The sequence below is a fragment of the Bacteroides sp. genome, assembly GCF_052357945.1.
GTDB lineage: Bacteria > Bacteroidota > Bacteroidia > Bacteroidales > Bacteroidaceae > Bacteroides.
On sequence record NZ_DAWCXD010000063.1, the window covers coordinates 20,406 to 28,107 of the forward strand.

The 7,702-nt window shown below is 40.3% G+C and carries 4 protein-coding genes; 2 read left to right on the forward strand and 2 right to left on the reverse strand.

Going from position 1 to position 7,702, the window contains the following annotated elements; all coding sequences use genetic code 11:
• The first annotated feature begins 18 nt into the window (after positions 1–18).
• Together ACT8YW_RS12730 and ACT8YW_RS12735 are read left to right on the forward strand one after the other, a co-directional pair.
• Complete coding sequence (locus tag ACT8YW_RS12730) at positions 19–1,401, forward strand: alpha-d-galacturonidase (protein ID WP_444105358.1); 1,383 nt, start codon at positions 19–21, stop codon at positions 1,399–1,401.
• Between the two features lie 88 nt (positions 1,402–1,489).
• The gene (locus ACT8YW_RS12735; protein ID WP_009000444.1) at positions 1,490–2,176 is read left to right on the forward strand and encodes an SGNH/GDSL hydrolase family protein; all 687 of its coding nucleotides are present in this window, start codon (positions 1,490–1,492) and stop codon (positions 2,174–2,176) included.
• Between the two features lie 102 nt (positions 2,177–2,278).
• Here ACT8YW_RS12735 and ACT8YW_RS12740 read toward each other — a convergent pair whose 3' ends face one another.
• Both ACT8YW_RS12740 and ACT8YW_RS12745 read right to left on the reverse strand, forming a co-directional pair.
• Positions 2,279–4,360: a RagB/SusD family nutrient uptake outer membrane protein gene (locus tag ACT8YW_RS12740; RefSeq protein WP_444105360.1), complete on the reverse strand. Its 2,082-nt coding sequence runs from the start codon at positions 4,358–4,360 to the stop codon at positions 2,279–2,281.
• 24 nt (positions 4,361–4,384) lie between these two features.
• Positions 4,385–7,516 (reverse strand): SusC/RagA family TonB-linked outer membrane protein, encoded by a 3,132-nt coding sequence (locus ACT8YW_RS12745; protein ID WP_444105362.1) that lies wholly within the window; start codon positions 7,514–7,516, stop codon positions 4,385–4,387.
• Positions 7,517–7,702 lie beyond the last annotated feature (186 nt).

Sequence of the window (7,702 nt, forward strand, 5' to 3'; positions counted from 1 at the left end):
TAAAAATTGAATCACACGATGAAGACGAACTTATTGAAATATATGGCAGGTATCTGCTTTGGTCTGTTGACAGTTTCTTTGGTTTTTGCCGGTGATAATTATAAGACGGTAAAGGTGAAAGCGCCTTTTCCCATGCAGCCTATTAAAATCTTTATTTATCCCGATAAAGACTTTCCAATAACGGATTACGGTGCACAACCGGGAGGTGAGGCGGATAATACAAAAGCCATTGCTGCCGCTATTGAGGCATGTAATCAAGCGGGAGGTGGACGTGTGGTTGTTCCGGCTGGTACATGGCTGACCGGGCCTATTCATTTCAAGAGTAATGTAAACCTCTGTTTGGAAGAGAATGCGGTTTTGAATTTCACGGATAATCCTTCTGATTATCTTCCGGCAGTGATGACTTCCTGGGAAGGCTTGGAATGTTATAACTATTCTCCTTTACTTTATGCTTTTGAATGTGAGAATGTGGCGATTACGGGTAAAGGAACTCTCCAGCCGAAAATGGATGCCTGGAGAGTTTGGTTCAAACGTCCCCAGCCTCATTTGGAAGCGTTGAAGGAGTTGTATACAAAAGCTTCGACTAATGTCCCTGTAATCGAACGTCAGATGGCAATAGGGGAGAATCATCTTCGTCCGCATCTGATTCATTTCAATCGTTGCAAGAATGTGCTGTTGGATGGATTTAAGATACGTGAAAGTCCGTTCTGGACCATTCACCTTTATATGTGTGATGGGGGAGTGGTACGTAATCTGGATGTGAAAGCTCATGGACATAATAACGATGGTATCGACTTTGAAATGAGCCGTAACTTTCTGGTGGAGGATTGTTTTTTCGATCAGGGGGATGATGCGGTAGTTATCAAGGCCGGACGCAATCAGGATGCCTGGAGATTGAATACTCCTTGTGAAAATATTGTTATCCGTCGTTGTCAAATTCTTAAAGGGCATACTTTGCTTGGCATCGGAAGTGAAATATCCGGAGGCATACGGAATATCTATATGCACGATTGCACGGCTCCTAATTCGGTAATGCGTCTTTTCTTCGTGAAGACCAATCATCGCCGGGGTGGATTTATAGAAAACGTTTACATGAAAAATGTACAGGCAGGCACGGCTCAACGGGTGCTTGAAATAGATACGGAAGTATTGTATCAATGGAAGAACCTGGTACCTACTTATGAGGAACGTATTACCCGTATTGATGGCATTTATATGGATAAGGTGACTTGTGAGTCGGCAGATGCCATCTATGAATTGAAGGGGAATGCCAAATTACCGGTTAAGAATGTAACGATTGAGAATGTGAAAGTGGGTGAGGTGAAAGAGTTCGTGAAGAAAGTGAATAATGTAGAGAATATGGTGGAAAAGAATGTGACTTATGATAGGAAAGGGAAATAACTCTTTCTTGAAAGTAGCAGAAAATTTCATGCTATAATTTTAGTATAATGTAGTATCTTAGCAGCAAAATTGAAAACTTTATGCTAAGATGAAGAAATCCTTTTATTTATTACTGCTAATCACTTTATATAGCAGTATCAGCTTTGCTCAAAGCCTGAAATCTATATCTATTTTAGGCGATTCGTATTCAACATTTGAAGGATACCTGCAACCCGATACCAATAGCATTTGGTATTATGTTTCTCCGCGGCAGCAAACGGATGTAACTTCCGTAAAGCAGACCTGGTGGCATAAATTCATCAAAGAGAATAACTACCGCCTTTGTGTCAACAACTCTTTTTCCGGTGCAACGATTTGTAATACCGGTTATAATCAGGCTGATTATTCGGATCGTTCTTTTATTACCCGTATGGATAAACTGGGATGTCCGGATATCATCTTTATTTTCGGTGCAACGAATGATTGTTGGGCCGGCTCACCGCTTGGGGATTACAAGTATGAAGGGTGGACCAAGGAAGATTTATATACATTCCGTCCGGCCATGGCATATCTGCTCGACCACATGATTGATCGTTATCCTAATGTTGAAATCTATTTTCTGCTGAATTCAGGTTTAAAGGAAGAGTTTAACGAGTCGGTCAGAGCTATCTGTCATCACTATAATATTGATTGTATTGAACTGCATGATATTGACAAAAAGAGTGGTCATCCTTCGATAAAGGGGATGGAGCAGATTAGCGATCAGATTAAGATGTTTATGAAGAAGACGAAGTGAAAAAACAACGGAAATATAAGAAATGATATTGCCACTTGCTACTCTTTGATTAGGAATACTATTTCAAAGAGTGCCAAGTGGCAATAAGTTTAGTTGTTTATCTTAATATCCCGGATTCTGCATTGCTTTCTTTTCTTCATTGCTTAGTGCAGAACCATTAGAATTGGTGATACCGTCCAAGAAGGCTTGGGGGATCGGACGATAGTAATGTTTCTCCGATTTGAATTCGCCAAGACCTCTGCTGGCGCCATCGTTGAATTTATGCCAACGGGTGTCTAACGTCTTGGTACGTGCCAGATCTTCCCAGCGTTGCAATTCGCCACAAAGTTCACGAGTACGTTCATTTAATAGGAAGCACATCATTTTGTCAGCATTGGATGTACACCCCAGTTCGTTGTAGATAGGAGTGTCGACTGTAGAGTTATAAACATCTGCCACACTATTTAATTTCATTGTAGTTTTGGTAGAAGCAGTAGTCTCCTGTTCGATATTGTTTGACTCATAATAGGTGTTTTCTTCCCAGTAAATAGCACCTTCGGAGGAGTGACCACCTCCTTTCCCGGAACAATAAGGATTATTCTTATAGGCTTGTCCACCATCTACGTTTTTACTACGGTCTTCACCTGTTTTATAACCGGCACGTTCACGCAGTTTGTTCATCCATTCGACAGCTTTATCATAATTGGCTTCACCCTTACGAATATATGCTTCGGCAACCATTAGTACATCATCTGCCGAACGGGCGATGATAGCATCGCGAGTACCGAATTGCGATGCTATGGAAACACGATAACCATCACGGAATTTAGATAAAGCTACTGAACGCTTGTGAGGTATGATATCGTAATAATTACCCGTTTTCTCATTTATATTCCAGCTGTGTTCCTGTCCTTTGAAATAGCGTACATATGTATACGTGTTACACATTTTTCCATCTTTCAAAACAGTATATGCCGGAGCGTTGGAATATTTCTCATATCGGTTGTCTCCCGGGTCATTAACGATGTATTTCATACCGAGTTCACCTCCACTGAAACGTTTGTCACCTTCTTTTACACCTGCCGGAGCGTATGGCATATCTTCTGCTGTCCAGGTGGGAGCACTTTTGGTTTCGTTGGCTCCATAACAGGTAATGAATGATTTCCAGAAACGAGAGTCATTGACACGGTCAAATACCTGCATGGTATACTCTGTAGCACTTACGTATGAGAATTCACGTCCTCCGGAGATGTCACGTTTACATCCACCTATATCATTACCTTGGTATACGGCCGGATAATAAAGATGCATCTGATTTCCATAACGTCCCCATGTTGATTCATCATTAGAGAATTGAGCTGCCAGAATCACTTCACTTACTTTTTCATTGGCTCCGTTCGGCTGTTCATAGTCCCAAAGTTCTACATAATCATTACACAATGGATGTGCGTCTACAACTTCCGAACCATATTGAATAACAGCATCGAGGTCGGATGCTACATAATTACTATTCCAATCGCTGTACAATTCGGAGGCACGGAATAAATGTGCTTTTGCAAGGAAATGGGCAGCAGCATATTTGTTAATTCGTCCGATTGATTCACCTTTATCCGGAAGTAGTCTGTAGGCTTCTCCAAAATCAGCTATAACCTGTGTGTATATTTCTTCAGCAGAATTCCGTGTGAAGTACGTTTCCGCGCTTGTAGACGGAACTAATTTCAACGGCACACCACCAAATTGCTTCACTAATTCAAAATAAGCATAGGCTCTTAGAAAATGTGCTTCTCCCAAGCGTGTGTTATATGTGGGTGAACTTTGGTTATAATATTGAGGTATGTTTTGGATCAATATGTTTGCGGGTTCAACCAGTCCGTAGTAATTGTCCCAGATAGGTTGGTTGGCGGCATTTTCAGATGAATTTAAATCTTGACTATAGTGATTCCATGCTGGAATAACATTATTAGCATCAGTAAATTCATCTACTCCCATGTTGTAGCACTGAATCCCCCATATATAGTTGAATTTGAATTTCAGTTTCTGATAGGCTCCAGTCACTAATTCATCAAGACCTTCTTGTGTCTTAAAGCGGTCGGTACTATATTGAGTTGTTAAATTCTCATCAAGGAAAGATTCACTGCACGAAGTGATCGGGCTTCCTGTTACGCTGGCCATTAAAGCAGCAAATAATATTCTATTTAATTTCATAATGTCTTTACTTTAATTTGTTTATTAGAATCCGATGTTGACACCTATTACAAAACTCTTCAAAGTGGTAGGTGAACCAAATGTCTTGGCATTATTGTCATAGTTTACCAAGTCTGTATCCAAAAAGTCACATGCCTTATAGATATTGAATGGATTCATGGCTTGAACATACAACTTCAGATTACTGATACCCAAGTTCTTTAATTGTTGTGGGGTAAAGTTATAACCCAATGAGATATTACGAACTTTGATGTACGAACCATCCTGATAGTTCATTGCGCTGTTAAAGGCATCGGCTCCTTCACCGTTAGAACCGGGTGAATAGTATTTTGCATTCTCATTGGTACCGGCTACCCAATAGTCTATTTTACGTTGCATATAGCGACCGTCAAGAGTAACAGCTCCCTGTGGAACAGTAAATCCCCAACGTGATAAAATAAAGAAGGATAGCTCAAAATTCTTATAGCTGAAAGTGTTACTCCATCCACCTGTCCAGCGTGGACGTGTATGCCCTACAATTTTCTTATCGTCATTGGCATCTATTGTATCGTCATTATTTAAATTTTTCACTTTGATTTGTCCCGGTTTACGTCCGTATTTGGCAGCTTCTTCAGCTTCTTCTGTTTTCCAGATGCCATCATATACCCAGTCGTAATAAACACCGATTTCCTCACCGACAAACCATTTGTTGTTCACATCTTCTGTTCTACCATTAGACAATTCGTCGATTCGGTTTCTATCCATTGACCATGTTAAAGTAGTGCTCCAAGAAAAATCTTTTGTTTGTATAGGTATTGCATTTACTTGTAGGTCAATTCCATATCCGGATGTTTTACCCACATTGGCATAAGTAGAAACATAGCCCGTTAGTGAAGGAATTGACATTTCCAGTAACAAATCATCAGTTTTCGTTTTGTATGCATCGATACTACCAGTAAGTCGGTTATTAAAGAAACCGTAGTCAACACCAACATTGTATTGTGTAGTTCTTTCCCAGCCTAGAGTTGGATTAGCCATTTTGGCGGGTTCCTTCTGTGAAGGATCTGAAGGTACATAGCCCAAAGATGACTCATTCTGTCCCCAGTTATAGTATAAGCCTGTGATAGCGCCTTTAGTTGCATATGCTTTGATTGCCGCATTACCTGTAACACCCATACCTATACGAAGTTTCAACTGATTCAGCCAACTGATGTCTTTCAGGAAATCTTCCTGATCCATTCTCCATGCGATAGCAGCAGAAGGGAAACTTGCCCATTTGTGCCCTTCGGCTAATTGAGAGGCGCCGTCCCAACGCATAGATGCTGTCAATAAGTATTTATCTTTATAACCATAGTTTAGGCGAATCATATAAGATGCCATTTGAGTTTCGGTCAGACCTGTGCCAAAAGAGTTTAGTGTACCGGCAGATCCTATATTATACCAAAGCTCATCCGATGAGGCTACATTAGTAGCTCTCATATCTCCCATCTCGTAATGGTAGGCCGAAGCGGATTGCATCAATGTCATGCCTAAATTATGTTGACCCAGGGCTTTGTTATAATAGATCAGGTTATCCAATGTCCATGCACGTTTTTGTTCGTTCTTGTATTGTGCACCATTGTTACCATCTCCATTAATACCATCTGCTGCATTAGCAACTCCTAAAGTGTAGAATTGGAATTCAGGGCCAAACTGAAGACGATAAGATAAGCCTTCCAGGGGTTTCCAGATTTTGCCGAAATCAATTTGCGAATACAAACTAGCAGAAGCACGGAAAGTGCGGCGTTGGTTGGTGTTGTAGTCTAATTCACGAATAGGGTTGATGATATTTACATCCCCACTCGGATAACGGACATATTCACCGTTTTCGTCATAAGGTACTGTCCATGGAATCATACTTCTTAATGCGCTATAGAAATCACCCGAACCGGTTACAGACTTGGAGAAACTATATCCATAGTCTTGAGTGGAATAAGATGCATTAATTGAAGATCCCATTTTGAACCAATTGACAGGAGTTACATCAAATGAGGTCTTTAATGTATAACGTTCATATGCTTGCCCTGGTTGTGTACCTTTCTGGTCCAAATAACCGAATGAGGCATAGCCTTGGAATTTGTCAGACCCTCCGGATGCGCTTAAGGTATGTTCGTGTGTAATCCCCGTCTGTTTACCGTGCGAAGCCCAGTCGTATGATCCTACTAAAGATGGATCGTAGACTCCATTTACCCATGCCTTTTCGATGTTTTTCCATGAAGCGGTTACGCTACCAAATGCAGCTTTATCTGCTTCATAAGTTGGAGTGGCAGAAGCATAAGAACCTGCATTATATTTAGCTAAGCGGGCATAATCCAACCATTCAGCGGCAGACATCATTTCTGTAACATCGTGTAACGTTTCAAAAGTGACAGTACCGGAATAGTTTAGGGTCACTTTACCTTCTTTTCCTTTTTTGGTAGTTACAAGAATCACACCGTTGGCACCACGTGAGCCATAAATAGCTGTGGCTGAAGCATCTTTTAAAATGTCAATAGCTTCAATGTCGGAAGGATTGATATTTTCAATGCCTCCATTTTGAATTACCATACCGTCTACCACATACAGTGGACCCTGTTCCGCATTAATAGAGCGTTGTCCACGGATATTAATGTTGCCCACTTCTCCGGGACGCTGACTGGATGTAATATCTACACCGGCTGTTTTACCTTGCATCCCTTCTAGCGCATTTCTTACAGGCATTGCTTTCAGTTCTTTTTCACCTACGCGAGCCATAGCACCGGTTACGTCACTTTTTTTCTGTACTCCATAGCCTACAACTACTACTTCGTCTAAGGTCTCGGTATCTTCTTGAAGAGTAATTTTAAAGTTGGTATTTCCTGCTACGGATACTTCTTGTTTTTTATATCCTATATAAGTGATAGTGATTGTACCTTTTATTGGCACATTGGAAAGAGAAAACTTGCCATTTAAATCAGTAATTGTACCATTAGTAGTACCATTAACCAATACACTGGCACCAATAACCGGTTCTCCGGTGAAATCTGTAACTGTGCCCGAAATTGTCTTATTCTGGGCATAAGATTCTACTATTAAAAAAGAAAACAAAGTGAGGAGAAATAGCCGTCGGATAGTATCCTTATAGGCGTACAGGTGATTACCTTTTTTGTTGCTTTTCATACTTTAATTATTAAGTTATAAATATTGGTTTATATGTCCTTTATTGTTCATCTTTTTTTCGTCTTCTTTTGAAGACTTTATATTTCTCTTTTATATTGTATAAAATGTTGCTGTAATGTGGAATTTTGTGGAGGTTTAGTGGCGTAATATATTGTATGGAATTTATATATTTACATAGTGTATTTA